This is a genomic window from Streptosporangium sp. NPDC050284 (assembly GCF_044459525.1).
GTDB lineage: Bacteria > Actinomycetota > Actinomycetes > Streptosporangiales > Streptosporangiaceae > Streptosporangium.
Map to the genome: position 1 here is coordinate 213171 of NZ_JBITIZ010000013.1, position 25984 is coordinate 239154.

25 protein-coding genes are annotated in these 25984 nt (G+C 71.7%); 10 read left to right on the plus strand and 15 right to left on the minus strand.

The window, feature by feature from the left end; genetic code table 11:
* Positions 1–56: 56 nt before the first annotated feature.
* Positions 57–893 (minus strand): inositol monophosphatase, encoded by an 837-nt coding sequence (locus tag ACIBH4_RS28495; RefSeq protein ID WP_362515784.1) that lies wholly within the window; start codon positions 891–893, stop codon positions 57–59.
* Positions 894–1023: 130 nt separating this feature from the next.
* On the opposite strand from ACIBH4_RS28495, the gene ACIBH4_RS28500 reads away from it, so the two are divergent.
* Positions 1024–1761, plus strand: coding sequence for a GntR family transcriptional regulator (locus ACIBH4_RS28500; protein WP_362515786.1), 738 nt, complete (start codon positions 1024–1026; stop codon positions 1759–1761).
* A 150-nt stretch (positions 1762–1911) separates the two neighbouring features.
* Positions 1912–4188, plus strand: coding sequence for an AAA family ATPase (locus tag ACIBH4_RS28505; RefSeq protein ID WP_362515788.1), 2277 nt, complete (start codon positions 1912–1914; stop codon positions 4186–4188).
* A gap of 88 nt (positions 4189–4276) precedes the next feature.
* On the opposite strand, the gene clpB is transcribed toward ACIBH4_RS28505, so the two are convergent.
* The 8 genes from clpB to ACIBH4_RS28545 form a co-directional block, all read right to left on the minus strand.
* The gene (clpB, locus tag ACIBH4_RS28510; RefSeq protein ID WP_362515790.1) at positions 4277–6883 is read right to left on the minus strand and encodes an ATP-dependent chaperone ClpB; all 2607 of its coding nucleotides are present in this window, start codon (positions 6881–6883) and stop codon (positions 4277–4279) included.
* Positions 6874–7350 carry a chaperone modulator CbpM gene (locus ACIBH4_RS28515; protein ID WP_362515792.1) on the minus strand — a complete coding sequence of 159 codons (477 nt, stop codon included), beginning with the start codon at positions 7348–7350 and terminating at the stop codon, positions 6874–6876. The genes clpB and ACIBH4_RS28515 overlap by 10 nt, the downstream gene beginning before the upstream one ends.
* The gene (locus ACIBH4_RS28520) at positions 7350–8300 is read right to left on the minus strand and encodes a DnaJ C-terminal domain-containing protein (protein WP_362765994.1); all 951 of its coding nucleotides are present in this window, start codon (positions 8298–8300) and stop codon (positions 7350–7352) included. Before ACIBH4_RS28520 ends, ACIBH4_RS28515 begins: the two co-directional genes overlap by 1 nt.
* The gene (locus ACIBH4_RS28525; protein WP_362515797.1) at positions 8300–8866 is read right to left on the minus strand and encodes a nucleotide exchange factor GrpE; all 567 of its coding nucleotides are present in this window, start codon (positions 8864–8866) and stop codon (positions 8300–8302) included. Before ACIBH4_RS28525 ends, ACIBH4_RS28520 begins: the two co-directional genes overlap by 1 nt.
* On the minus strand, positions 8859–10781 hold the full coding sequence (dnaK, locus tag ACIBH4_RS28530; RefSeq protein WP_362515801.1) for a molecular chaperone DnaK: 1923 nt from the start codon (positions 10779–10781) through the stop codon (positions 8859–8861). Before dnaK ends, ACIBH4_RS28525 begins: the two co-directional genes overlap by 8 nt.
* Positions 10782–10997: 216 nt before the next feature.
* Positions 10998–11480: a general stress protein gene (locus tag ACIBH4_RS28535; protein WP_350947163.1), complete on the minus strand. Its 483-nt coding sequence runs from the start codon at positions 11478–11480 to the stop codon at positions 10998–11000.
* A 194-nt stretch (positions 11481–11674) separates the two neighbouring features.
* Positions 11675–12316, minus strand: a complete 642-nt coding sequence (locus ACIBH4_RS28540; protein WP_362515804.1) for a response regulator transcription factor — start codon at positions 12314–12316, stop codon at positions 11675–11677.
* A 59-nt stretch (positions 12317–12375) separates the two neighbouring features.
* Positions 12376–13509 (minus strand): histidine kinase, encoded by a 1134-nt coding sequence (locus tag ACIBH4_RS28545; protein WP_362515807.1) that lies wholly within the window; start codon positions 13507–13509, stop codon positions 12376–12378.
* A gap of 157 nt (positions 13510–13666) precedes the next feature.
* On the opposite strand from ACIBH4_RS28545, the gene ACIBH4_RS28550 reads away from it, so the two are divergent.
* Both ACIBH4_RS28550 and ACIBH4_RS28555 read left to right on the plus strand, forming a co-directional pair.
* On the plus strand, positions 13667–14353 hold the full coding sequence (locus tag ACIBH4_RS28550) for an ATP-binding cassette domain-containing protein (protein WP_362765997.1): 687 nt from the start codon (positions 13667–13669) through the stop codon (positions 14351–14353).
* Entirely contained in the window at positions 14350–15087 is a 738-nt protein-coding gene (locus ACIBH4_RS28555) for an ABC transporter permease (protein ID WP_362515813.1), read from the plus strand. The genes ACIBH4_RS28550 and ACIBH4_RS28555 overlap by 4 nt, the downstream gene beginning before the upstream one ends.
* A 27-nt stretch (positions 15088–15114) precedes the next feature.
* On the opposite strand, the gene menD is transcribed toward ACIBH4_RS28555, so the two are convergent.
* Together menD and menB are read right to left on the minus strand one after the other, a co-directional pair.
* Positions 15115–16773 (minus strand): 2-succinyl-5-enolpyruvyl-6-hydroxy-3-cyclohexene-1-carboxylic-acid synthase, encoded by a 1659-nt coding sequence (gene menD, locus ACIBH4_RS28560; protein ID WP_362515816.1) that lies wholly within the window; start codon positions 16771–16773, stop codon positions 15115–15117.
* A gap of 174 nt (positions 16774–16947) precedes the next feature.
* Positions 16948–17796 (minus strand): 1,4-dihydroxy-2-naphthoyl-CoA synthase, encoded by an 849-nt coding sequence (gene menB / locus ACIBH4_RS28565; protein ID WP_350947313.1) that lies wholly within the window; start codon positions 17794–17796, stop codon positions 16948–16950.
* 116 nt (positions 17797–17912) lie between these two features.
* Between menB and ACIBH4_RS28570 the strand changes: the two genes are divergently transcribed.
* From ACIBH4_RS28570 to ACIBH4_RS28580, 3 genes are all read left to right on the plus strand, one after another.
* Positions 17913–19106 carry an AMP-binding protein gene (locus ACIBH4_RS28570; RefSeq protein WP_362766027.1) on the plus strand — a complete coding sequence of 398 codons (1194 nt, stop codon included), beginning with the start codon at positions 17913–17915 and terminating at the stop codon, positions 19104–19106.
* A gap of 51 nt (positions 19107–19157) precedes the next feature.
* Positions 19158–19532 carry a hypothetical protein gene (locus ACIBH4_RS28575; RefSeq protein WP_362515819.1) on the plus strand — a complete coding sequence of 125 codons (375 nt, stop codon included), beginning with the start codon at positions 19158–19160 and terminating at the stop codon, positions 19530–19532.
* Positions 19533–19727: 195 nt separating this feature from the next.
* Positions 19728–21161: an RNA polymerase sigma factor gene (locus ACIBH4_RS28580; protein WP_362766000.1), complete on the plus strand. Its 1434-nt coding sequence runs from the start codon at positions 19728–19730 to the stop codon at positions 21159–21161.
* Positions 21162–21352: 191 nt separating this feature from the next.
* Here the strand turns inward: ACIBH4_RS28580 and ACIBH4_RS28585 are convergent, their stop codons facing one another.
* Positions 21353–21562, minus strand: a complete 210-nt coding sequence (locus tag ACIBH4_RS28585; RefSeq protein WP_362515824.1) for an MbtH family protein — start codon at positions 21560–21562, stop codon at positions 21353–21355.
* 447 nt (positions 21563–22009) lie between these two features.
* A complete protein-coding gene (locus tag ACIBH4_RS28590) occupies positions 22010–22411 on the minus strand; it encodes a hypothetical protein (protein ID WP_350947155.1) in 402 nt (133 codons plus the stop codon).
* A 196-nt stretch (positions 22412–22607) separates the two neighbouring features.
* Here ACIBH4_RS28590 and ACIBH4_RS28595 point away from each other — a divergent pair, with 196 nt between their 5' ends.
* Positions 22608–23210, plus strand: coding sequence for a TetR/AcrR family transcriptional regulator C-terminal domain-containing protein (locus ACIBH4_RS28595; protein ID WP_362515827.1), 603 nt, complete (start codon positions 22608–22610; stop codon positions 23208–23210).
* Positions 23211–23619: 409 nt separating this feature from the next.
* Entirely contained in the window at positions 23620–23811 is a 192-nt protein-coding gene (locus ACIBH4_RS28600; protein ID WP_307558872.1) for a DUF5999 family protein, read from the plus strand.
* Between the two features lie 7 nt (positions 23812–23818).
* On the opposite strand, the gene ACIBH4_RS28605 is transcribed toward ACIBH4_RS28600, so the two are convergent.
* Positions 23819–24451 carry an alpha/beta family hydrolase gene (locus tag ACIBH4_RS28605; protein ID WP_362515898.1) on the minus strand — a complete coding sequence of 211 codons (633 nt, stop codon included), beginning with the start codon at positions 24449–24451 and terminating at the stop codon, positions 23819–23821.
* A 146-nt stretch (positions 24452–24597) separates the two neighbouring features.
* On the opposite strand from ACIBH4_RS28605, the gene ACIBH4_RS28610 reads away from it, so the two are divergent.
* On the plus strand, positions 24598–24948 hold the full coding sequence (locus tag ACIBH4_RS28610) for a hypothetical protein (RefSeq protein WP_362515829.1): 351 nt from the start codon (positions 24598–24600) through the stop codon (positions 24946–24948).
* Positions 24949–25103: 155 nt separating this feature from the next.
* On the opposite strand, the gene ACIBH4_RS28615 is transcribed toward ACIBH4_RS28610, so the two are convergent.
* Positions 25104–25886 (minus strand): tetratricopeptide repeat protein, encoded by a 783-nt coding sequence (locus tag ACIBH4_RS28615; protein ID WP_362515831.1) that lies wholly within the window; start codon positions 25884–25886, stop codon positions 25104–25106.
* Positions 25887–25984 lie beyond the last annotated feature (98 nt).

The following is a 25984-nucleotide window of genomic DNA, read 5'->3' on the forward strand; positions in this document are numbered from 1 at the left end:
ACCGACACGCGGAACCTGCCCCGCGCGAGGGTCGACCATGCGGGCCCTTGGCCGGCTCACCCCGGCCCGCCGGCGCTTCGGACCGGGCGGTCGTGAAGGAGCAGCTCGCTCATGACCGATCCCGCCAGGTCGAAGCCTCCGACGTGGGCGAGGTAGCCGCCGGCCTCGAAGACCGACCCGTCCAACGGGATGAAGACGCCTCCCGCCCGCCGGACGAGCAGCGACCCCGCCGCCATGTCCCACGGACTGACCCTACTGCCGTAGGCGACGTCCGCCCACCCGCCCGCGACGTACGCCAGCTTGAGCGCGGTGCTGCCCGGACGGCGCGTGGAGGCGAACGCCTCCACCATCCTGCCGAACCGGCGCAGCGTCTCCTCCCCGCCCTCGGTCACCTCCCGGGGAGTGGGATAACTGGTCAGCAGAACCCCCTCCCGGTCACGCGCGGCGCCGGTGCTGCGCAGCTGCGCGCCGTTGCACCAGGCACCTCCCGGAGCGGCTCGGAACTCCTCGTCGCGCACCGGGTCGTACACCACCCCGGCGACCACCTCGTCCCCGACGGCCGCGGCGATCGACACGCAGAAGAACGGCAGCCCCGCGGCGAAGTTCGCGGTCCCGTCGATCGGGTCGACGTACCAGCGGATCTCGCCCGAACCCGTGCTGCCACCCTCCTCGCCGATGACCGTGCTCCCCGGGACACGCCTGTCGATGACCTCTCGGATGATCTCCTCCGCGGCACGGTCGTGCTCGGTCACCGGATCGTGGAAGTCGCTCTTGGTCTCGATCGCGGGACGCGACCTGAACGCCCCGCGGAGCCGGTCGCCCACCGCGCGGGCGGCCTCGACCGCGACGGCGGACAGCTCCGTCGCGGTGCTCTGATCCCTGCGCTGATCCATGCTTCCTCCAGTGGCGCGAACGACGGCGCGAACAATGGTCCCTGCCCCACCGGCCAGGACCCGGCGGTTTTTGTCAAGACATTCTGATGTCCGCTAGCCTGACGGCGCGGCGTGTCAACCGGGAGGGCGAATGACGCAGCTCGCCATCGATCTCGACCGGTCCAGCCCGGTCCCGCTCTACTTCCAGGTGGCCGAGCAGATCTCCGAGGCCATCCGCCGCGGTGATCTGCCCCCGGGGTCGCGTCTCGACAACGAGATCCTGCTCGCCGGTCGGCTGGGCCTGTCGCGGCCGACCATCCGCCAGGCGATCCAGTATCTGGTCGACCAGGGCCTGCTGGTGCGCAAGCGAGGCGTCGGCACCCAGGTGGTGCACGGCCAGGCCAGGCGTTCCATCGAGCTGACCAGCCTCTACGACGACCTTCGCAGGGCCGGCCAGGAGCCGGCCACCAGGGTACTGCTCCTGGGTCCGGCTCCGGTGGGCGAGGATGTCGCCGCGACCCTCGGCGTCGCGCCCGGAACCGAGATGCTCCGCCTGGAGCGGATCCGCTACGCCACGGGGGAACCGCTCGCCCTGTTGCACAACTGGCTGCCCTGCGGGCTCGCCCCGCTGACCGCCGAAGGCCTTCGGGAGCACGGGCTGTACGAGACGCTCCGCGCCTCCGGGGTGCGGATGCGCGTGGCGAACCAGCGCATGGGGGCGCGGGCGGCCACGGCGGCCGAGGCGAGGCTGCTCGGCGAGCGGCGTGGGGCGCCGCTGCTCACGCTGATCCGCACCACCTACGACGACCAGGGCAGGGCCGTGGAGCACGGCTCCCACCTCTACCGGGCCTCGCACTACTCCCTGGAGGTCACGCTCATCGAGCGCTGACCGGGCGACGGGCTCCCCAAGGTCAAAACTGTGCCAAACCACCGGTGCGCAATGGTGCCCGACGCGTGATGATTCATCCCTTGGGGATGTCATATGCGTAATCACCGCTCAGGAAGCCCGCCTGTATGACGCCAGATCCGAGACAAGACCATGCGCGGCCGGAAAGATGAGTGGGCGGCGGCCCTCGCCCTGCTCGAAGGCCTCGCGTCCACGACCGGGAACGTCATGCTCGTCGAGGGCGAGCCGGGGATAGGCAAGTCGCTGCTACTCGCCGAGGCCGCGGGCGCCGCGGGCGCGCGTGGGATGTCGGTGGCGGGCGGCCGGGCCGACGAGCTGGGACGGCTCACCCCCCTGGGGCCGCTGCTGTCCGCGCTTGAGGAGTCACCGACGACTCCGATGCCCCTGACCAGGAGTTTCTTCCCCGACGGGCCGGAACTGCTGCTGTGGCTGGCCGAGCAGGTCCGTATTTCACTGGAGAGGAGACTCGCCTCGGGGCCTTTGCTGGTGATCCTTGACGATCTCCAGTGGGCCGACCCCGCCACGATCATGGCCCTGCGGACGATGCCCTCGCGGCTCGCCTCGCGCCCGGTGGCATGGCTGCTGGCCCGCCGCAGCGCCCCGGCCGGCGGCGACGCGGGCCGGCTTTTCGACCTGCTGGAGGAGGAGGGGGCCACCCGGACCATTCTGCGCCCCCTGGACGAGGGCGCGGTGGCAGAGGTCTCCGCCGACATCCTGGGCGCGCCACCCGGGCGGGAACTGGCGGCGCTGGCCGCCCAGGCCGCCGGCAACCCGCTCCTGCTCTCCGAGCTTCTCACCGGGCTACGCGAGGAGGGCGCCGTCCTGGTCGAGGACGGCGTCGCCCTACCGGCCGGGATCACACCCGCCCAGGCGGCGCTGCCCTCGCGCCTGCACGACGCCGTCCGACGCCGCCTGGACGAGCTCGGCACCAGGACCCGCTATCTACTGGAGGCCATCGCGGTGCTCGGACGCTCGGTCACACCGGCGTACGCGGCCAGGATGCTCGGCGAGACCCCGGCCGCGTTGCTCCCCCCGCTGGAGGAGGCACTCGCGGCCGGTGTGCTCGTGGCCACCCCTGACGAGCTGACGTTCCGCCACGAACTGGTGTGGCGGTCGGTCGTCGACAGGGTGCCCTCACCGGTGCGCCGGGCGCTGCGGGAGCAGGTCGAGCGCTCCACCGCGCCCCCGTGGGGCGGCGACGGCGGGAGACTTCTGGACCTCGCCCTGCTCGCGTGGAACGAGGGCGACCTCTCTCGCGGGCTGGACCTGGCGCGCGAGGCCGTGGAGCGACCGGTCCGCGGCCCGCACCGGCAGCCGCGGGCGGTGCTGGCCACGATGCTCATCGACCTCTGGCTGCTGGACGAGGCGGAAGCGGCGACGGAGATCGCCGCCGCGGAGGCCGACGCCGAGGGTGAGCCCTCGTGGGCCGCGGAGATCCCCGCTCTACGCGCCCGACTGGACCTGGCCACGGGCAGGATCGGCGCAGCGATCAAGCACGCGGAGGTCGCCCTGACCGCCGCCGAGGCCTTGGAAGCCCCGATTCTGGTCTCCTCGGCCCTGTCGGTGCTCGGCACCGCGTCGCTGCGGTCGGGCGACCTGCCCGGGGCCGTCAGGTACATGGAGAGGGGCCTGGTCAGGCCGGCATCCGGCATGCCGCCCGCACGGCTGCGATCGGAGCTGGTGGCCGCACGGATCAGGGAGGCGCGCGACGGCGCCGCGGGCGGCATGAGCTCGCTCGGCGGGGTCTACGACGCGCTGCCCCTCCACCTCGGCGCACTGACCGGCGAGTCCGCGGCCGCGGCGTGGCTGGTGCGGGTGGCGATGACCGTGAACGACCGGCGCAGGGCCGACGCCGTGGTCGACGCCGCCGAGGACGTCGCCTCCCGCAATCCCGGCCTGTCCAACCCGTCGGTCTCCGCCGACCACGCGCGAGGGCTACGGGAGGGTGACGCCGAAGCGCTGGGCCGCGCGGTGGCCGGGCACATCGATCCCTGGGCGAGAGGATCGGCGGCGGAGGACCTCGGGGTGCTGCTGGGGGCGGACGACGGCCACAGGGAGCTGACCGTGGGGAGCCTGAAGACCGCCCTGACCTGCTACGGGGCCGTGGAGGCCGCCCGGGACGCGGCGCGGGTGCGGGGCAGGCTGCGGCGTCTGGGCGAGCGGTGCCGCCACTGGGTCAGGACCGACCACCCCACCTCGGGGTGGGCCAGCCTGACCGGCACCGAGCAGGCCGTCTGCGATCTGGTCTCCCAGGGGCTGACGAACCGGCACGCCGCCAAGCAGATGTTCATCAGCGAGCACACCGTCGCCTTCCACCTGCGGCAGGTCTACCGCAAGCTGGGTATTCACTCGCGGGTCGAGCTGGCCAGGCTCGCGGCGCAGGAGAGCGGCCACCGGCGTCCTGGCTGATGTCCTCCCCGCCGAGGGCGGGACGTGGTTCCGGTATCGCACGACATCCTGATGACATCGACCGCTCTGCTCGTCCGTGGTCGACGGCTCACTCGTAGGTGACGGCGAGCTCGTCGTCGGCGAGGTCCACCTGGACCACGGCTCCCTCGTCCGCCTCCCCCGACAGGAGTGCGCGGCCGATGCGCGTCTCGACCTCCCTGGCGATGAACCTGCGCAGCGGGCGGGCGCCGTACACGGGGTCGTAACCTCGCTCGGCGATGTGCCGCAGCGCCGCCTCGGTGACCTCCAGCCGGATCCCCCGCTGTTCGAGGCGGTCGCGCAGCTCGACGAACATCAGGCCGACGATGCGCTCGATCTCCTCCGGGGTGAGCGGCTTGAAGATCACGATGTCGTCGACGCGGTTGAGGAACTCGGGGCGGAAGTGGGAGCGCAGCTCGGCCATGACCCGCTGTCTCGCCTCGGGCTCGATCTCACCGGTCGAGGTGACGCCGTCGAGGAGGTACAGGGAGCCGAGGTTGGAGGTCATGATCAGGACGGTGTTGCGGAAGTCGACGGTCCTGCCCTGCGCGTCGGTGAGCCTGCCGTCGTCGAGCACCTGCAGCAGCGTGTTGAAGACATCGGCGTGCGCCTTCTCCACCTCGTCGAAGAGCACCACGGAGTAGGGCTTGCGCCGCACGGCCTCGGTCAGCTGGCCGCCCTCCTCGTACCCGACATAACCGGGGGGCGCGCCGACGAGACGACTGACCGTGTGCCGCTCCTGGTACTCGCTCATGTCGATGCGGATCATGTTGTCCTCGGTGTCGAAGAGCGCCTCCGCGAGCGCCTTGGCCAGCTCCGTCTTGCCGACGCCCGTGGGCCCCAGGAAGATGAACGACCCGATCGGGCGGCGCGGGTCCTTGATGCCGGAGCGTGCCCGGATCACGGCGTCGGCCACCAACCGCACCGCCTCGTCCTGGCCGATCACCCGCTCGTGCAGGATCTGGTCGAGCCGCAGGAGCTTCTCACGCTCGCCCTCGCGCAACCGGCTCACCGGGATGCCCGTCCACCGGGAGACGATCATCGAGATCTCCTCGTCGGTGACGACCTCGCGCAGCAGGCGCGACGTGCCCTGCTTGGAGTACAGCCGCTCCTCCTCGGCCTCGAGCCGCCGCAGCAGCTCGGGCAGCCTGCCGTGCCGCAGCTCCGCGGCGCGGTTGAGGTCGTAGTCGCGCTCGGCCCGCTCCGCCTCCGCGCGCACGTGCTCCAGCTCCTCGCGCAGGGCCTGGACGGCGCGCAGGGCGTGCCGCTCCGCCTCCCACTGCGCCCGCATCGCGTCGGCCTGGGCGCGCAGGTCGGCGAGTTCCCTGCGCAGTTCCTCCAGCCGGATCCCGCTCGCGGAGTCCTCCTCCTTCGCGAGCGCGGCCTCCTCGATCTCCAGGCGCATCACCCTGCGGGTGAGCTCGTCGAGCTCGGCGGGCATCGAGTCGATCTCCGTACGCAGCATCGCGCACGCCTCGTCCACCAGGTCGATGGCCTTGTCGGGCAGGAAGCGGTCGGAGATGTAGCGGTGGCTCAGCACGACGGCCGCCACCAGCGCGCTGTCCTGGATCTTCACGCCGTGGAAGATCTCCAGGCGCTCGCGCAGGCCGCGCAGGATGGACACGGCGTCCTCGACCGAGGGCTCGTCGACCATCACCGGCTGGAACCGGCGCTCCAGGGCCGCGTCCTTCTCGACGTGCTTGCGGTACTCGGCGAGGGTCGTCGCCCCGATCATGTGCAGCTCGCCGCGGGCCAGCATGGGTTTGAGCATGTTGCCCGCGTCCATCGCGCCCTCGGCGGCTCCCGCGCCCACCACGGTGTGCATCTCGTCGACGAAGAGCAGGATCCGTCCTTCCGCGGCCTTGACCTCGTTGAGCACCGCCTTGAGCCGCTCCTCGAACTCGCCCCGGTACTTTGCCCCGGCCACCAGCGAGCCCATGTCGAGGCTGAAGACCGTCTTGCCCTTGAGTCCCTCCGGCACGTCCCCGTGGCTGATCCGCAGGGCGAGGCCCTCCACGATGGCGGTCTTGCCCACGCCGGGGTCGCCGACGAGGACGGGGTTGTTCTTCGTCTTGCGCGACAGGATCTGGATGACGCGGCGGATCTCGGCGTCACGCCCGACGACCGGGTCGAGTTTGCCGGACATGGCGTCGGCCACCAGGTCGCGCCCGTACTTCTCCAGCGCCTCGTACGCCACCTCGGGCATCGCGGAGGTCACCCGCTGGTTGCCTCGGATCGCGGTGAGCGCCTTGAGGAAGCCGTCCCTGGTCAGTGCCTGCTCGTGCAACAACCGCCCCGAGGCGGTCGAGGCGCCCTCCTCCAGCAGGGCGATGAGCAGGTGCTCCACCGACACATACTCGTCCCTGAGCCGGTCGGCCTCCCGCTTGGCCGTCTCCAGCAGGCGGGAGAGCCGCTGCGTCACGTAGACCTGGCCGGGTGAGGCGCCGGGACCGCTCACCTTGGGGCGGCGGTCCAGCCCCGCCTCCAACTCGGTCCTGAGCCGGTCGGTGTCGACGTTCGCGTACGAGAGCAGGCGCGGGATCAGCCCGTCCGGCTGGTCGAGCAGCGCCAGCAGCAGGTGCTCGCCGTCCACCTCGGTGTGCCCGAAACGCAGGGTTTTGGTCTGCGCGTCGTGCAGCGCCTCCTGTGACTTCTGCGTCAGCTGGTTCATGTCCACGGCGGGCCTCCGGTGGGTCGGGAGCGACCGCGCTGGGCGGCCTCGAGTTCTGCGATACGGTCCAGCAGGTCCAGTACGAGGCCGAGCGCCGCGTAGTTGATCGAGAATCCGGCGCGCAGCCGCCGGATGCGCGCCATGGTGAGCAGTTGGGGAGGCGGGAACCACAGGTTCCCCTCGGCGTCGGTCCAGGGGTCGAGCAAACCCAGCGCGACGAGGCGCCGCAGCAGATCGGGGTGGGTCCCCGTCTGGCCGGCGAACGTCTCCAGATCCAGGCGCGCGGGCCTGGTCAGCTGGTAGGTCCTCCCCGCCTCCCGCGGGGCCTCCTGCGGGGCCTCCCGCCGGGTCTCTCGCGGGTGGGAGACCGCGTCCGGGTCCGACGAGCGTCCGGCGCGATCCGCCCGCTCCCGCGGCTGGGTGGGGCGCGGCCCCGGTCGGCGCGGTCTGCGTTCAGAAAACGGGTCGCTCATCACCGTCTCCTCGGGTCGAACGTGGAAACCGAGGAGAGCTGCTCGAACAACCGCCGCTCCTCCTCGGACAGCCGTTCCGGGACCATGATCCGCACCTCGGCGTACAGGTCACCCGGCTTGTCGCGACGGCTGGGCATCCCCCTGCCGCGCAGCCGCAGCCGCCTGCCGCTGGACGTGCCCGGCGGCACCTTGACCTTGGTCTCGCCCCCGGGGGTGTCGACCGCGACGGAGGCTCCGAGCGCCGCCTCCCACGGGGTGATCGGGAGCAGGACGTGGACGTCGCGCCCCTCGGCCCGGTAACGGGGGTGCGGGGCGATCCTGACGATCAGGTAGAGGTCGCCCGCGGGCGCCCCTTCACCGCCCTTGCCGCCCTGACCGGCCAGCCTGACGCGCTGGCCGTCGGTGACGCCCGGCGGGATGTCGACCCGCAGCCCGCGCGAGCCGACGGTGATGGAGCGGGGCCCACCCCGGTAGGCGTCCTCGAAGGACAGGACGATCTCGGCCTCCTGGTCGGCACCGGGAATCGGTCCCCAGCTCGCGCCGGAGCGGCCCCTCCTGCCGCCGGAGAACAGCCCTTCGAAGAGATCGTCGAGGTCGACGCCCTCCTCGAAGCCGCCGAGGCCACCGAAGCCGCCACCACCACGGGGACCCGCGCCGGCCCGACCCGCGCCCGCGCCGCGCCTCCCGGCGCGCGCCCACGTCTCGGGGTCGACGTCCTCGGGCACCTGGCGGAAATCCGGCCCGAACGCGTCGTAGCGGCGCCGGGTCGCGGGGTCGGACAGCACGCTGTAGGCCTCGGAGACCTCCTTGAAGCGGTCCTCGGCGGAGGGATCCTTGTTGACGTCGGGATGGTTGGCCCGCGCCAGCTTGCGGTAGGCGCGCTGGATGTCCTCCTGGCTCGCCCCTCTCCGCACACCGAGGATCTCGTAGAAGTCCCGGTCGGGGGGCATCATGCCCCCTTGGCCACCACGACCAGCGCGGGCCGCAGCTGCTGTTCGCCATCCCCGTAGCCCGGCCGCACCACCCGTACGACCGTGCCGTCGGGCACGCCCTCCTGCGAGAGCACGCCCACCGCCTCGTGCCTGGCCGGATCGAACACGGCCCCGGTATCGTCACGACGCGCGTAACCGAGGCCGGAGAGCACCTCCTGCGCCTGGTCGCGGATCGCCCGCAACCCCTCGGCTACGGAGACGGGGTCGGTCTCGGCGTGCTCCAGCGCACGGTCCAGGTTGTCCAGTACGGGCAGCCACTCCCCCGCGGCCCGGGCCCGCTCCTCCGAGCGTGTCCGCGCGGCGTCCCTGCTGACGCGCTTGCGCAGGTTGTCGAGGTCGGCGAGGGCACGCCGCCACCTGTCCTGGAGATCGGTCACCAGTGCCTGGAGTTCCACGACGCGCTCCTGGAGTTCGTCCGGGGTCTCCGGGGCCTCCGGGGCCTCCGCGTGCTCCTCCCGGACCTCCGGCCCTCGGTCCGGTGTCTCCTCCTGGCCATCGCGCCGTGTCTCAGGTGTCTCACTCATCGGTCGTGAACTCCGCGTCGATGACGTCGTCGTCCCTGCCGCCCTGGGAGCCGGGCGTTCCCGCGGCCCCCGGACCGCCCGCGGCCCCGCCGGTCCCCGGGGCTCCGTCGCCCGAGGCGCCGGCGCCCGCCGCGGCGAGGCCGTGGTAGGCCTGCTGGAGCTCGGAGGTGAGCGAGCGGACCCGGTCGAGCGGGGCCTCCTGCTTGATCGCGTCGCGGGCGTCGTTCACCAGCATCTCTCCGCGCGCCTTCTCGTGGACGGGCACCGAGCCGCCCAGCTCCGCCAGGCGGCGCTCCACCTGGTAGGCGGCACTGTCGAGCTCGTTGCGCGCGTCCACCACCTGCCGCATCCGCTGGTCCTCCTCGCGGTGCCGCTCGGAGTCGGCGACCATCCGCTCGACCTCGCTCTTGTCCAGATTCGAGCTCTCGCTGATCGTGATGCGCTGCTCGGCGCCGGTGTCCTTGTCCTTGGCCGAGACGTTCAGGATGCCGTTGGCGTCGATGTCGAAGGTCACGTCGACCTGCGGCACACCGCGCGGTGCGGACCGGATGTTCTCCAGCCGGAACCGGCCGAGGGGGCGGTTGTCGGCGGCGCGCTCACGCTCGCCCTGCAGGATGACGACGTCCACGGCGGTCTGGTTGTCCTCTGCGGTGCTGAACGTCTCGGAACGGCGGGCCGGGATGGTCGTGTTGCGCTCGATGACCTTCGTCATCACCCCGCCGAGCGTCTCGATGCCGAGGGAGAGGGGGGTCACGTCGAGCAGGACGACGTCCTTCAGTTCGCCCTTGATGACGGCGGCCTGGACCGCGGCGCCCAGCGCCACGACCTCGTCCGGGTTGACCGTCATGTTCGGTTCCTTGCCGCCGGTCATGCGGCGCACCAGGTTCTGCACGGCGGGCATCCTGGTCGACCCGCCCACCAGGATCACCTCGTCGATGTCGTCGGCGGTGAGCTTGGCGTCGGCCATCGCCTGCTGGACGGGCCCCTTGCACCGTTCGAGCAGGTCGGCGGTGATCTCCTCGAAGGTCGAACGCCTGAGCGTGGTGTTCAGGTGCTTGGGGCCGGAGGCGTCCGCGGTGATGAAGGGCAGGCTGACCTGCGTCTGGCTGACCGCCGACAGTTCGACCTTGGCCTTCTCGGCGGCCTCGAACAGCCGCTGCAGGGCCTGCGGGTCCTGGCGCAGGTCGATGCCGTTGTCCCGCTGGAACTCGTCTGCGAGGTAGTCGACGATGCGCCGGTCGAAGTCGTCGCCGCCCAGGTGGGTGTCGCCGGCGGTCGACCGCACCTCCACGACGCCGTCCCCGATGGCGAGGATGCTGACGTCGAAGGTTCCACCGCCCAGGTCGAAGACGAGCACGGTCTCGCTCTCCTTGCGGTCGAGCCCGTAGGCGAGGGCCGCCGCGGTCGGCTCGTTGATGATCCGCAGGACTTCCAGGCCGGCGATCTTTCCCGCGTCCTTGGTCGCCTGGCGCTGGGAGTCGTTGAAGTAGGCGGGCACGGTGATGACCGCCTCGGTGACCTTCTCCCCCAGGAACTTCGAGGCGTCGTCCACGAGCTTGCGCAGGACGGCCGCGGCGATCTCCTCGGGGGCGTACGACTTCTCGTGGATCTTGAAGCGGACGGCCCCCTCCGGGCCGGAGACGACGTCGAACGAGACGGCGTTCAGCTCGCTGGAGACCTCCTCGTGGCGGCGGCCGATGAAGCGCTTGGCCGAGTAGATCGTCCCCTTGGGGTTCAGGATCGCCTGGCGGCGGGCCAGTTGCCCTACCAGGCGTTCACCGTTGTCGGTGAACGCCACGACCGACGGCGTCGTCCGGGCACCCTCGGAGTTGGGAATCACCGTGGGCTTGTCGCCCTCCATGGTGGCGATCACCGAGTTGGTGGTGCCCAGGTCGATTCCGACTGCTTTAGCCATGCTGCCCTCCTATGCGCTACGGCACCGGCGCCCGCCGGACGGCGTCGTCGGTGCCCACACGACATCCCGGCGCCCCCTGGCCCTGTGGTTCCGCGCCTCCGACAGACCCGCCCGGTGGATCGGCCCGGCCGGGTGAGCGGACACGGGACGGCGGCGCGAGCGATACCGCCCGCGCCGCCGTCAGTGCGGGCTCAGGACCGGGGTGGCTCCGGCCGGTCAGATCTGCTGATGCATCTGCTGGGATGTACCGACGTTGAGCAGCCTGCGCGCCTCGGCGGCGTGCGCGGCCGCCGCCAGCACCTCGTAGCGGTCGGCGACGATCGCGCTCGACGACAGGAAGTCGCGTTTGCCCCCGGTGAGCGCGTGACCGACCAATCCGAAGATCACTCCGGCGATGGCACCCCAGATCAGGCCCCACAGCACCAGGATGAAGGGGAAGCGCCCGGGAGTGAAGATCGCGAAGAACAGGCCGATCAGCAGTCCGAACCAGGCTCCGGTCGCCGCGCCCATCCCCGCGGCGCGAAGATAGGTCAGCCGCCCGAGCACCCGCTCGATGAGCCGGAGACCGACTCCGACGATCATCGTGTGCTCCACCGGGAACTTCTGGTCCGACAGCTGGTCCACGGCACGCTGGGCCTCGGCGTAGTCGCCGAAACTCGCCACCGTCTCGTAGCCGGTCAAATTGACGTCAGGTCGCATGGCACTTCCCTTCGACGGGCACCCGCGAGGTGAATCCGTACTCGACTCACCCTGACCCCGCGGCGGCGTCCCCACATCCCCAGACCTGACAGTCATCGCCGTCGCCGTCACCCCCGGCGCGGGTTCCCTTGGCCGTCGGGTCGCCGCCGGGGAGCACTCCCGGCGCGTCCTCACCGTCGGCCGGGAAGCCGCTGTCAGTCGGGGGCCAGGCCATGCCGGAAGGCGTACGTCACCGCCTGGGCCCGGTCGCGCAGTCCAGCCTTGGCGAAGAGGTTGTTGATGTGCGTCTTGACCGTCGCCTCGGAGATGAACAGCTCCCGGGCGATCTCCGCGTTGGAGTGACCCGCCGCTATCAGCCGCAGCACCTCGCTCTCGCGGCGGGTCAGGCCGTCCGGCGGGTCAGGCGCGCGGCGGCTCCCGGCCACCGCCTCGGCGAGCCGCCGCTGGACACCGGGGTCGAACTGGGCCTCGCCCTCGACCACGGTGGCGATGGCCGAGGCGAGGGACTCGGCGTCGGCGTCCTTGGTCAGGTAGCCCCGCGCCCCCGCGGCCAGCGCGGCGAAGACCGACTCGTCGTCGGAGTACGTCGTCAGGACCACCACCTGGATCTCCGGGTGGGCGGCCCTGATCCTGCGGGTCGCCTCCACCCCGCCCATCCGGGGCATCCGCAGGTCCATCAGGACCACGTCGGGCCTGAGGGAGCCGGCGAGCCCGACCGCCTCCCGTCCGTCGGCCGCCGCCCCCACCACCTCGATGCCGGGCAGCAGCCCCAGGAGCAGCACCAGCCCCTCGCGCACCACCGTCTGGTCGTCGACCACCAGTACCCGCACGGTCACCCTGCCTCCCTGCCCGTCGAACGCCCGTCAAGCCCCTCGAACGCGCCCGCGTGCGCCGATCACGCTCCCGGCGTGGTCGTACCGTACGGCACCCGCAGGAGGACCTCGAAGCCCTCCTCACCCGAGCGCACGGCGAGCGAACCGCCGATCAGCTCGGCCCGCTCACGCATGCCCACCAGCCCGTATCCGCCTCCCGACGGTGCCGTCGGGCCCGGCGGGCCGCCCGTGTCGCGTATCTCCAGCTCGCACCAGCGGCCGACGCGGCGCAACGCCACCGACGCCGCGGCGCCCGGCGCGTGCTTGCGCACGTTCGTCAGGGCCTCCTGCGCGGTCCTGGCCACCGCCAGCCGCGCCCCCGCCTCCAGGCCGTCGAGGTTCCCCGCGACCGAGACCGCGCAGGACGAGCCGGTCACGGAACGGAACTCCACCGCCAGCCGCTCCAGCCGCTCGGCCAGCGGGAGCTCCTCCCCTCGCAACGCGTCGAGCGCCCTGCGGGTCTCCTCAAGCCCGGCGCGCGCCAGCCGCACGGCGCGGTTCACCCGGTCGAGGGCCGCCGTCGTGTCCTCTCCCCGCTCTAGCCCTCGCTCGAGCAGCAGCCGCGCGCCCTCCAGATGGACGATCTGCGCCGACTGCGAGTGCGCCAGGATGTCGTGGACCTCCCTCGCCAGCCGGGCCCGCTCGGCCAGTACCGCCTCGCCCGCCCGCGCCTCGGCGAGCGCGGCGGCGTGATCCCTGGTCGCCTTCACGTGCCGCATCAGGAAGGTGAAGACGGCGACGTAGGTGAGGCCGAAGGTGTTGCCCAGCACCTCCGCGACCGGCAGCCCGAGCAGGAAGGACACGGCCGTCGTGGCGGCGACATCCGCCGTGACCAGGAACGCCGCCGGCCAGAGGCGGGTTTTGAACGGCGCGGTGAAGATCACGATGTACATGAACCCCATGCCGCTGTAGGGGCTGATCCCGTGCAGGGCGAGTCCTCCGGCCAGGGTCGCGGCGAGCAGCAGGGCGTCTCGACGCGGCTTCCGGCCAAGCAGCACCCACAGGCAGCAGCCGACGGTGGCGGCGCCGATCGGGATCACTCCGAGCAGGCCGGGCCAGCCCGTCTCGACCGCGCCGATCACCGGGCCGGAGAGCATGTAGCCCACCAGCACGACGGCGAGGAACCGGCGCACCGAGGGGCGGCGGAGGAACGTCACGCCCACAAGCTATCCACGCCCCCCTGCGGCGGGCCATGGGCCTCGGGGTGGAGATCGCCTCCACCCCCGACCGCCCCGATCTCCTCCCGGGTGGACATCGTGAGATCCATCCCCGGGACCGTGCGTCCCCACCCGCCCGGGGGCCATCGTCGAGGTCATGTCAGCAATCAGCGTCACCCACCTCGGCAAGTCGTTCGGCGGGGTACGGGCCGTCGACGACCTGTCGTTCACGGTGGAACGGGGAACACTCACGGCCTTCGTCGGCCCCAACGGGGCGGGCAAGACCACCACCCTGCGCATGATCCTCGGCCTGGTCACGCCCACCGAGGGCAGCGCGACCATCGGCGGCGAGCCCTACCGCGACCTGAAGCGCCCCGTCTCCACGGTCGGCGCGGTGCTGGAGGCCGCGGCCTTCCACCCGGCGTTGAGCGCCCGCACGCACCTGGAGGCTCTCCGTCTCGCCGCGGGCCTGGATCCCGGACGCGTGGAGCAGGTGCTGGAGCAGGTCGATCTCACCGCCTCGGCCGACCGCAGGGTGCGGGGCTTCTCCCTGGGCATGCGTCAGCGGCTCGCCCTCGCCTCCGCCCTCCTGGGGGACCCGGAGATCCTCGTTCTCGACGAGCCTGCCAACGGCCTGGACCCGGCGGGCATGCGCTGGCTGCGGGGCTTCCTGCGGGCCTACACCCACCAGGGGCGCACGGTCCTGGTCTCCACCCACGTGCTCGCCGAGATCCGGCAGATCGCCGACCACGTGATCATCGTCAGGGCGGGGCGTCTGGCCTGGCAGGGCCCGCTCGCCCCGGAGACCGACCTGGAAGAGCTCTACATGGAGGTGACCTCGTGAACGGCCTGATCCGCGCCGAGTTGCTCAAGGCACGCGCGAGCCGCACCACCTGGATCCTGGCCGCCCTCGCGCCCCCACTGTGCGTGGCCTGGGCGGGGCTGATGGTCTTCCTGATGGGCCTGGAAGGCGGGATGCCACTCGACGCGCAGATCGAGAACGTCTACAGCATGGCCCAGCAGGCCTATGTCGTCACCCTGCTGCTCGGCGTACTCGGCATGGCCGGGGAGAACCGCCACCAGACGATCACCTGGCAGTTCCTGGTCGACCCGGGGCGGAGCCGGGTGGTGACGGCCAAGCTGGCCGCGTACGGGATCGTCGGCCTGCTGATCGCCACGGTCTCGGCGCTGGTCACTCTGGTGGCGGGCCTGGTCACCCTCGGTCTGGCCGGCTACCCCGCCTGGAGTCCCGGCGTGCCCGCGGTCCTGCTCGGCTCGGCGCTCGGGGTCGCCCTGTACGGCCTGCTCGGGGTGGGGCTAGGTGCCCTGATCCGCAACCAGGTCGCGGCGGTGACGGTGGCGCTGCTGTGGTTCATGTACGCCGACTACCTGCTCGTCAGTTTCCTGCCGGAGCTGGGCAGATGGCTGCCGACCGGGGCCGCCAGGGCCCTGAGCGGCATGCCCCTGCGTACCGGTGAGCTGCTGCCCGCCTGGGCCGGTGGGATGCTGTTCGCGGGCTACGTCGCGGTGATCGTGCTCGCCGCCCGCGCGCTGACCCTGCGTCGCGACATCACGTGATCTCGCCACACCGCGGCACGGACCCCGTCACGCCATGGTGTCGCGGACGGCGGCGTGGGCCGCGTCGCGCATCATGGAGTGCAGCACCGCGTTGGACTCCCGGTCCGTCCGCACCTCGATCATGCGCACCCCCTCACCGCGCAGCGCCTTGACCAGCTGGCCCGGCTCGTCCACGAAGGTGTACGGCGTGCCGGTGGCGGCGGCCACGTAGCCCAGGTCCACCCCGTGCGAGGTGCCGAAGACCCGCTCGAAGGGATCGCGCAGCGCGGCCTGGGGAAGGAGCGAGAAGATCCCGCCTCCGTCGTTGTTCACCACGACCAGGCAGAGATCCGGACGGGGCTCGCGGGAGCCGAGGACCAGCCCGTTCTGGTCGTGCAGGAAGGTCAGATCGCCCATCAGGGCGTAGGAGGGGCCGTTGTGGGCGAGGGCGGCGCCCATCGCGGACGACACCACACCGTCGATCCCCGCCGCCCCCCGGTTGGCCATGACCCGCAGACCTCGCCGGGCACGCATCGCCTGGTCGAGGTCGCGGATCGGCATGGAGGAGCCGGAGAACAGCAGCGATCCGTTGGGCAGCGCCTCCGCCAGGTCGCGGGCCAGGCGCGGCTCGCTGAGCCCCGTACCGTCCAGCACCTCGTCGATCGCGGTCCTCGCCGCCGTCTCGGCACGGCGCCAGGAGTGCAGCCACGCGTCGTCGCCCGCGGTGACCGGGATCTCCACCACCTGGGCGACCTGGGTGGCCGAGCGGGTCGGGTCGGGCCAGCGGGTCATGTCGGCGGCGACCACGATGTGCTCGTCCGCGTGCCTCAGCCAGTTCAGCAGCGGCCGGGACAGGCCGGGACGGCCCAGGGTGACCACGACGTCGGGACGGTGCCGGTCGGCGAACTCCGGGGTGCCGAGGAGGAAGTGGTAGGTCGACATCGCGTGGTCGCCGTAGCGGGCGCCGCCGTTGGGCTCCGACAGGACCGGCCATCCGGCCATACCCGCCGCCGCCACGTATCTGCGCGTGTTGGTCGCGCCGTCTCCGACGACCAGCACACCCCTCCTGGTCGGCGGCAGGTGCAGGGCCACCGGCGGGGAGGCCACCCTGGCGCGGATCCACGGCCCTTCGCTGTCACCCTCCAGGGACTCGCACCAGGACGGGTCGCCGTCCGGGACCAGCGGCTCGCGGAAGGACACGTTGAGGTGAACAGGACCCGGGTCGTACGGGCCCAGCGCGCGCTGGTAGGCGCGGCAGGCCGTCGACCGCCAGTAGGCGACCTGGCCCAGGCGGTCCTCGGGCACGCCGATCTCGCCGAACCAGCGGACGGCCGTGCCGTACAGCTTGATCTGGTCGACGGTCTGGCTGGCACCGGTGTCGCGCAGCTCTGGCGGGCGGTCGGCGGTGAGCACCAGCAGCGGCACCCCCGACTCGTGCGCCTCGATGACGGCGGGGTGGAAGTTGGCCGCCGCGGTGCCGGAGGTGCAGATCAGGACGACCGGGCGGCCGCTGCGGCGGGCGAGGCCCACCGCCAGGTAGGAGGCCGAGCGCTCGTCCACCCGCACGTGCAGCCGGATACGGCTGTCGGCGTGCACGGCCAGGGCGAGCGGCGCCGACCGCGATCCGGGGGCGAGCACCACGTCCGTGAGACCGCAGCGGGCGAGCTCGTCGACCAGCACCGTCGCGAGCGCGGTCGCGGGATTCACCGCACCGCCTCCTTAACTCCGCACCCGGGGGGTGAGTCCGTCCTGAGGCGCGCGAAGGCGACCTCGTCCATGCGGGGCGGCGCGCCTCGGGACCGAACCCCTTCGGATCCTCGCAGCCCCCGGGGCGGCGGGGAAACCTGTCCTCGCCACCCCGGCCGTGAACTTCCGCAGCCCCTAGGGACGGCGCGGGAACTTACCGAAGTCGGGGGCGCGCTTCTCCTTGAACGCGTCGCGGCCCTCCTGCGCCTCCTCGCTCATGTAGTAGAGCAGGGTGGCGTCACCGGCGAACTGCTGCATCCCCGCGGCGCCGTCGGTCACCGCGTTCAGCGCGCCCTTGAGCATGCGCAGCGCGAGCGGCGACTTCTCCAGCATCTCCCTCGCCCACTTGACCGTCTCCGTCTCAAGCTCGGCGAGCGGCACGACCGCGTTGACCAGGCCCCAGTCGAGGGCGGTCTGCGCGTCGTACTGGCGGCAGAGGTACCAGATCTCACGGGCCCGCTTCAGGCCGACGGTCTCGGCCAGCAGCCAGGAGCCGTAGCCTCCGTCGAAGGAGCCGACCTTGGGGCCGGTCTGGCCGAAGACCGCGTTGTCGGCGGCGATGGACAGGTCGCAGCACACGTGCAGCACGTGGCCGCCGCCGATGGCGTAACCGGCGATCATCGCGATGACCGGCTTGGGACAGCGGCGGATCTGGACCTGCAGATCGAGCACGTTGAGCCGGCCGACGTGCGGGGTGGACTTGTCGACGTAGCCGTCATCGCCGCGGATCTTCTGGTCACCGCCGGAGCAGAAGGCCCTGTCACCTGCGCCGGTGAAGATGATCACGCCGACCTCGGCGTCCTCCTGGGCGACGTTGAAGGCGTCCTTGAGCTCGAAGAGCGTCGTCGGGCGGAACGCGTTGTGGCGCTCCGGGCGGTTGATCGTGATCTTGGCGATGCCCTCGCCGGTCTCGTAGACGATGTCCTCGTACTGGCCGGACCTCTTCCAGTCGACCGCGCCGTCGCGCTCGGACGCCTTCTCCACCGCCCGCTCGTCCACGCCCGGCTCGACCCGCTCCGTGCCCACGATGGCTTCACCCTCTCCGCTGCGCCGGTACCCCCGGCCGTTGTCCGGCTTCCGGCACTAACCTTACGACCGTGATGACCACCCCTGCGCACGAGGCGTGGCTTTCCGTAGAACGGGAATTGCACGCCGTGGTATCTCCGGCGACCTCGGAGTTGTTCCGGGCCGTCGGCGCGGCGCTGGACGGCAGCGGTCCGGCCGTGCTGCCCCTCTCCCCCACCCTGCCCGCCCCCGCACTGCGGGCGACGCTCGACGCGTTGCGCCCGACCCATGTGAACGGAGTGCGCCGCGAGGGCGGCGTCGGCGTGCCCGCCGGGGTCGCGATGGTCATCGCCACCAGCGGCTCGACCGGCGTCCCGAAGGGCGCCCAACTGTCCGCCGAGGCGCTGCTCGCCTCCGCGTCGGCCTCGTTGCGGCGCCTGGACGCCGCCACGGGCGAACGCTGGCTGTGCTGTCTGCCTCCCTCCCATGTCTCCGGCCTGCAGGTCCTGGTGAGGTCGCTGCTGGGCGGGGCCGAGCCGATCGTGCACGACGGGTTCTCCCCCGAGGCCGTGCTCTCCAGCGGCGCGGACCACGTCTCGCTGGTGCCGACCCAGCTGCGCCGGCTGCTCCAGGTGGATTCGACGCGTCTCCAGCGTCTGTCGACGGTCAAGACCATCCTGCTCGGCGGCGCCGCCGCTCCCCCCGGCCTGCTCGCCGCGGCCCGCGCGGCCGGCGCCAGGGTGGTCACCACGTACGGCATGAGCGAGACCTGCGGCGGGTGCGTCTACGACGGCGAGCCCCTCGACGGAGTGGGGATCGCCGTCGGCGACGACGGCCGGATCCGCCTGAGCGGGCCCGTGCTGTTCTCCGGCTACCGGCTCCGCCCCGACCTCACCGAGGCGGCCCGCGACGGCGACTGGTTCCTCACCTCGGACCTGGGCGCCCTGGAGGGAGGGCGGCTGCGCGTGCTGGGGCGGGCCGACGACGTCGTCAACACCGGGGGCGAGAAGGTGGTCGCCGCGGCGGTGGCCGCCGTACTGGCCGAGCATCCCGCGATCGTCGACGTCGCCGTGGTCGGCCGTCCCGACCCCGAGTGGGGCGAACGGGTGGTGGCCGTCGTCGTCTCGCCCTCCCCGCCGTCCCTGGCCGAGCTGCGCGCCTTCGTCAAGGAGCGGATGCCCGCCTACGCGGCCCCCGCCGACCTGACCGTTGTGACCGAAATACCACTTCTGGCCAATGGCAAGCCGGATCTCGCGGCTCTCCGTTATGGTCGTGATCGGGAACCGTGAAGGCGCTCCCGAACGTCCAATGAGGTAGCCGAAGCAGGAAGGACAAGCCCGATGAACGTCACCCGGAAGACATGGGTCTCGGCTGGAATCGTGAGCCTGGTCCTCGCCGGCGGCATTTCCGTCACGGCGGCCGCCGCGTCGGGCGGGATCGGGAGAGCGGAGAAACCATCGGACGAGCCGGTGCCCGCCGTGTCCCCGAACGATCCGGGAGCACCCTCGTACGAGCCGTCACCGACCGCGTCCGCTCCTCCCGCCGAGGACTACGTGGTCTCCAGGGAGGTCAACCCCGACCCGGAGAAGGTCTTCGGTTACTGGAACGAGGACCGGCTGGAGCAGGCGGAGCCCTTCCCGATGCCCATGGTCGACGGCCCGCTCGAAGGCTCCTCGGGGCCGGCGAAGGAGGGCCCCGTGGAAGTGATCGAATAGGCCCTCTCGGGCGCCCGTTCGCGGGTGGATCGCTGACACAGCGGTCCACCCATCATATTTTCCGAGTCAAGTCGGGAACAGAATGTTCTTGACTGGGGTTATTGGTACTGGTGCGCCGAGCGGCCCCCAGACCGCCCCACCCCAAGACCAGCAGACCGTAAATTCAGACGACTCCGTGATGGAGGAGGTGTCCTCATGCCCCCAGCCGCCGTGGCGCCCTCATCTGAGGCCCCGACGACTCTCGACCAGCTCCTTGACCGAGGACGAGTCCAGGGTCACCTTTCACTCGCGGAGCTGCGTCACGCCTTCGCCGAGGCGGGCGTCAGCCCCACCAAGGGCAGGTCGATTCTGCGCGAACTCACCGAGGCGGGCGTCAGCCTGGCGGCCGAGAACGATCCTGCACTCTCGACATCCGCCGCCAAGAGCACCCGTAAGGTCTCCACACGCAAGACGAAGGCCGCTTCCGCGAGGAGGACCTCGGCGAAGACCGAGCCCGTGACCGGCGCCCCTGACGCGACCAAGGCCCCGGTGGAGACCAAGGCCCCGGTGGAGGAGCCCTCCGGGGACCTCAAGACCACCAGGAGGACCAAGGCCGTGAAGGCCGCCGGGACCACCGCCAAGGACGCCAAGGCCACGGCTGCGGAGCCCGACGAGTGGAACCCCGCGGAGGAGCCCGAGGTGGAGGTCGAGCCCACCCTCGACCTCGACGACCAGTCCTCCGTCATGGGCGACTCGGTGCACACCTACCTGAAGTCGATCGGCCGTCGCACCCTGCTCACCGCCGCACAGGAGGTCGAGCTGGCCAAGCGCATCGAGGCCGGCCTGTACGCCGAGTCCAAGCTGGAGGCCGACCCGGGCCTGTCCGCGGTCGCGCGTGACGACCTGGAGTGGATCGCCGAGGACGGCCGCCGGGCCAAGGACCACATGCTGGAGGCCAACCTCCGCCTGGTCGTCTCCGTGGCGAAGAAGTACACCGACCGGGGCATGGCCCTGCTCGACGTGGTCCAGGAGGGCAACCTCGGTCTGATCCGCGCGGTGGAGAAGTTCGACTACACCAAGGGCTACAAGTTCTCCACCTACGCCATGTGGTGGATCCGCCAGGCCATCCAGCGCGGCTTCGCGGACTCGGCCCGCACGATCAGGCTGCCGGTGCACGTGCTGGAGATGCTCTCCAAGCTGTCGCGCGTCGAGCGTGACATGCACCAGCGCCTGGGTCGCGAGCCCACGCCGGAGGAGCTGGGCATCGAGCTCGACAAGAGCCCCGACCAGATCGAGGAGCTGCTGCGCACCAGCCGCCAGCCGATCAGCCTCAACGCCACCATCGGCGAGGACGGCGAGACCACCATCGGCGACCTCATCGAGGACGTCGACTCGCCCGAGGCCTCGGAGGTCGTCGACCGCCAGCTGCTCGGCGAGCAGCTGCGCGGTGTGCTGGGCAACCTCTCGCCCAGGGAGGCCAAGATCATGGCCCTGCGTTTCGGCCTCGTCGACGGCAAGCCCCACACCCTCGACGAGATCGGTAAGCACCTCGGCCTGACGCGCGAGCGCATCCGCCAGCTGGAGAAGGAGTCGCTCTCCAAGCTCCGCCACCCCAGCAACACCCGCCCGCTGCTCGACTGGGCCAGCTGACCCGGGCCGCCCGTTTCGAAGGGCGCCACCGCGAGACCTCCCGTCCGCGGTGGTGCCCTTCCGCGTTTCCGGCCCCGCCCCAAGGGGATCCCAACGGGATCGGCGCGATCGCCGGGCGTCCCTCCCGGAAGGCCGGATACGGGGGACCGAGGTGACGATCACCCGTATCCGGCCTCGAAGGCCGGAAAAGCTCAGCCGCCCATCTGGGCGACGAGGCTCCTTGGGCGCATGTCGGTCCAGGAGCTCTCGACGTAGGCGAGGCAACCGGCGCGGGAGTCCTCACCGTGGGCGATCTCCCAGCCCGCGGGGACGTCGGCGAACGCGGGCCACAACGAGTGCTGCCCCTCCGCGTTCACCAGTACCAGGAAGGACGCGCCGTCGTCGTCGAAGGGGTTGGTCATCGGTTACCTCCAGCAGGAATGGGCCAGGATCGGTGGATTCGCCCGGCACCGGGAGTGACGGCCGGCACGGAGCCCGCGTACGGGCGTCTGCGCACGGTTTTCCCGCCGACGCGCCCGGAGGCCGCCGAGCACCGATCTCCCGTCGCGTTCGCGGAGTCCTCCAGGCAGGGATGAGGCAGATGAAAACACCGGAAAATCGCGTGACCGCGTACATCTCAGTGAAATACCTGGTCACAGCATTAGGAGAGCGGTTGGGGGCCGTTGGAATGGCGAGACTTATTAGGTAAGCCTATCCTAAAATCCACCTCATCGACGGCGATGTCAAGCGTCTGGGAGAGGCGGCGTTCCGGCCCCGGCGGGCCGGGACCGCGAAGGGCTCCTTCCCGCGACCGAAGATCGCGGGAAGGAGCCCTCTCGAACGGGAGCCCTAGGTGCCCGAGGTGAAGGTCAGCGGGCGGAGGCGGCGACCGGCCGGGGAACCCGGGGAATGCCGGTCAGCCGGTTCTGCTCGCGAAGGGTGCGCAGGCGGTTGACCTCTGCGGTCCACTCGGCACCCCGGGGGGTCGCCCTGCCCTTGCGGCGGCGGATCCGGTCGTCGTACGCCTTGACCCCGAACGTCGCGCGCTGGTTGGCCTCGGCCGCGCGCAGGGCCTCGGTGAGAGCCCTGTCGAACGCCAGCCCGGCGGCTCGCAACTCCTGCACGGGGGCCGCGGCGGCCTGCGCCCGGCGCACCTCGGCCTCGGCCTCACGCGCCTTCTCAAGGAGCTCGGGAAAGCTCTTCCCGACCTCCTGGTCAGCGTGGTGACGAACCTCCGCCTCCCGGCTCACGCTCGGTCGGAAAAACGCCATCTTCTTCCCTCTCTCACCGGTCGCCGGGCCTCCTCCGGCAGATCACCGCTCGTAGCCTACGCGCTCAGCCCTCACCCCACACACTCAGGGACCCGACCTCTCCCGAGCGGCCCCCGCCTCGCCGGGCGACGGAGGTCCGTCCTGTTCGGCGCGCCGCCCTTTACGCAGTAAGGCAGGCGGTGGCAGGATGCCACCCATGCCCGCCAAGCGACCACCCGTCCCGCTCTCCAGGGAGCGCATCATCGACGCCGCCCTTCACATCGCCGACGGCCAAGGGCTCCGGCGTCTGACGATGCGACGGCTGGGCGACGCGCTCCAGGTGGAGGCGATGGCCATCTACCACCACCTGCCGCGTGGCAAGGACGCCCTCATGGACGCGCTGGCCGAGCACGTCACCACCGTCCACGCCGAGCCGGGCGAGAGCTGGCAGGAGAGCGCGAGGGCCTGGTGCCGGGCGAGCAGGGCCGCGCTGAGGGAGCATCCCGGGGTACTGGCCCTCGCCCTGACCAAGCCACCGAGAGGCAGGGCGGCGATCGCGATCAGGGAGCAGACCGAGCAGCTGGCCGAGGCGGGCCTGGCCGACCCGGCGGGGGCGGTACGTGCCCTGCGGGCCTACGTCTTCGGCGCGGTGGCGGTGGAGGTGCAGCAGTCGGGCTGGGCCGAGCCCTCGGGCGACGAGGACGAGCCCTGGCGCCCCCCGTCGAGGGGAGGCGGCAGCCCGGCGGCGGACACCGACTTCGAGCACGGGCTGGACGCGCTCCTGGCCGGCCTGGGCACGCGGGAGGGCAGGAGCCGGTAAGGGGCGAGCCAGGGACGCGAAGGCCGACGTCGGGGCACGTCAGCAACTTGTAACCGATCGTTTACCCGCCAGGCGGCGTGTCGGACTTGGTTGAATGTGCTCATATGAGGCATGCTGTGTTATAGGTCACATCCCCCGATAAAGCCCTGACGGACTGGCCCTCTAGCAGTCCCAAACAGTCCTAACGGGCTATGTCGCCGAGGTGCGATCGATCGCACACTTGATCTACTTGATGTGCGGCCCTCGTTCTGTTAGGGGCCGCATGGCCATATGTCAACATGCAGATGCTCGTCCCCGTCATACGTGGGAACGGAGACCCATCGGTGACGGTGCCGCCGGATGTCCGATGCCCACCCCCGTGCCCGGTGTGACACGGGCGAGCCGACACGAGAGATCCGGAGGCACGCCGATGTGCCCGCACGAGCCGTCCTGTCCGTCCGCCGACGCGCTGGACCGCGAAGCCGCCCGCACCATGGCGGCCCACCCCGAGCAGGGCTGGAGCCTGCTCTGCAACGGTGTTGTGCTGTTCGAGGACACCGGCGAGCTCCTCCCCGACGGTGCTGTCATCGAGCCGCACCGGCCACTGGCCGGCGTCGTCTAAAGACCCGTCACCCCCGACCGGTCACGCCGAGCGGGTCCACCGAGCCCGGCCGCATCCTCGTGTCGAGCCACTCGGCGACCACCTCGCCCACCCTGGTGGGACTCCTCCCGAGGTCGTGACCCTCTCCCGGCAGCACCACCAGGCGCGCGGCGTCCGCCGCCTCGGGCACGCCGAACGGGTCACGGTCTCCGCTCACCACCAGCACGTCCACACCCGCCGCACGCAGCTCCCCCGCGCGTGACCGCTCCGGCTTCCTCGGCGGGTGCAGGGGGAACGCCAGCGCGACGACCGCGTGGGCACCGACCCGCTCGGCCGTACGGCACGCGACCCTCGCCCCGTTGCTCCGCCCGCCCTGCGCCAGCGGCAGCCCCGGATAGCGCCCGCGCAACCCCGCCACCAGCCTCTCCCACGCCTCGTCCTGCTTGACCGCCGACCCCGGCGCCCGGGCCCCGCGCACGCGGAACGGCTGTAGCACCCGCGCGACCGTCCCGCCGATCGCCGTCACGGCGTCCCGCACGGCCAGCAGGTCGGGGGCGTCCACTCCCCCGGCCGAGCCGTGGGTGAGCACCAGCAGGAAGCGCGGGGCGGCCACCTCGTCGATCTCCACGAGGGCCGGGCCGTGCGGGGTCACGATCTCCAGGGGCCCGGCCGTGCCCACCGCAAGCCGGGATCCCGGAGTGGTCTGCGGGGCGGACGTCTGCGCGAGGGGGGTGGACTCGAAGGTGGACACGAATCTCGTCCTAACGACTGATGCCCGGCGGCCGGGGGCGAGGGAACAATCGAAGCGTGCAGGACTACCAAGATATCCGCCAGGACATGCGCGCCACCATCGAGGCCCGACGCGACCTCGGCCCGGAGTACGAGGCCGCGCTCGTCGACTCGTTCGTGTCACGTCTCGACGCGACCATCGCCCACCGGGTGCGCGCCGAGTTGCACGCCTCCGGGGCGCCGACGGCCAAACCGCGCAAGAACACGAACTCCTCGATCCCGATCGCCCTCGGTTCGATGGGCATCGGGATCCCGCTCACCGCCATCGCCGCGCAGAACGCCGGCACCGCCGGACTACTGCTCGCCTGGGGCGGAATCGTCGCGATCAACTTCGCCCACGCCCTGAGCCGCTGGCGGGAGCGCGACTGAGGGTGAGGGGGCCGCGGGGACGGAGAGGCGCCTCCCCGCGGATCCGCCTCCGGGGCACCCGCCGCTCCCGGACAGCGTCCGGCCGAGCCTCATCGGCCCGACGTCCGCCCCCGGAGCGACCGCCGCTCCCTCACGGTCCCCGAGGTCGCCGGACCTCAGAGATCCCGGTCGAGGCGCAGGCGGACCTCACCGGCGAGGTCCTCGTCGGCGCTGTCCAGACCGTAGCGCCACACCCGCTCGGCGTCCTCGTCGCGCCCCCTGAGCGGAAGGGTGCGCGCCAGGAGCTCGATGGCCAGCGCACCGGTCTCCACGTCTCCGCCCTCCTCGATCGCACCGGAGAACTCGGCGCAGGCCATCTCCAGATGAGCGATGCCGAGCATCACCCGCAGCCTCGGCACCTCGGCCGCCTCCGGCACCGAGAGCGCCTCCAGGAGCACCTGCGCGGCCTCGGTCGGCTCGCCCTCCTCGAGGAACACCTCCGCCAGCCGCTGAGCGGCCCGAGGAGCGATCTCCGGGTCACGGGTGGCGAGCGCCTCGCGAAGCGACCGCTCGGCCTCCTCCTCGCCCGTGGCGAGCCGCGCGAGGGCCATGTGCGCCAGCGGGACGTAGGCGGGGTGGCCGACACCCAGCGCGGCCTGCCAGGCGGCGCGGGCCTGCTCCGCCAGGTCCTCCCTCTCGAAGCTCCCCGCGAGCAGGCAGGCGGCCTGGGCGGCGAATTCCGGGTGCCCGGTCGCCAGCGCGGTGCGCGCGGCCGCGCGGGAGCCCTGCACGTCTCCGCTCTCCTCCAGCACCACCGCGAGCCCCACCGCCGCCTGGGCCCTGTCGGGGTCGTCGGGATCGGCGACCAGCTCAGCGAAGATCGTGGCGGCGCCGTCGAGATCGCCCGACTCGGCCAGTCTTCGCGCGGTGTCCAAGGGACGGGTGTCCACCTCAGGCATCATGATCCTTCCGGATACGGAGACGCCCCGAGCCTAACGACTCGGGGCCTCGTCCGTCCCCCCGCATTCCCGGCGGATATCACGGTTCGCGCGGGTTT